The organism is Prevotella sp. Sow4_E9_plate (assembly GCF_052116205.1).
GTDB lineage: Bacteria > Bacteroidota > Bacteroidia > Bacteroidales > Bacteroidaceae > Prevotella.
In genome coordinates, this window is sequence record NZ_JBQKLN010000127.1 from 1 (window position 1) to 710 (window position 710).

At 36.6% G+C, this 710-nt stretch carries 1 pseudogene; it reads left to right on the forward strand.

Annotation, left to right across the window (positions count from 1 at the left end):
• Positions 1 to 196 precede the first annotated feature (196 nt).
• A pseudogene (locus ACTQ53_RS17535) lies at positions 197 to 710 on the forward strand (transposase); the annotation flags it as partial.

Below are 710 nucleotides of genomic sequence, written 5' to 3' on the forward strand. Positions count from 1 at the left end.
CACAAGCGTCACAATTTGTTGCGCATATATCAGCGGTAGTATATTCTTTATTAATCAATACTGCGTTAAATTAATATTTAATCGTCTGTAAATCAATAACTTATATTAAGAAATGCTTATGAAAACTTAACTGTAAAAAGTTGGTCAAGTCGCTGATTTTCAGTAACTTTGTAGATCACGACAAATACAATATTACATGAATACAGGACTTGACCAATATATGGATATCTTTAAAGATGCAGTTGAAGATTCAGCTGCAAAGATAACAAAAAGTTTCGAGAAAATACTCATCGAGGTGATAATTTTGTTCATGGTAATACCAAGAAAGATAAATTTCACCCAAATGGGGAGGTATGGCTTGCATGTTGAGCAAACCTATCGCAACGCATTCGGCTTGAAAAAGTCGAAGTGCATTGATTGGCTCAAACTTAATGTCTCACTTGCCAAGCGCTTCTTTGGTAAACAGGGAAGATGGGCTATTGCCATTGATCCCAACTACATCAGCAAAGCTGGCAAGAAAACTCCACATATCGGTCGTTTTTGGTCTGGATGTGCACAGTCTGTTAAACATGGTCTCGAAATCATGGGTATTGGACTCATTGATATTGATACCAAAGACTGCATGATGTTAAGAGCCCACCAGTCGCTAAGTAATAAAGAACTGAGTCTTAGAAACAAGACTATGGTAGATTTCTATATCAGCGTCATTA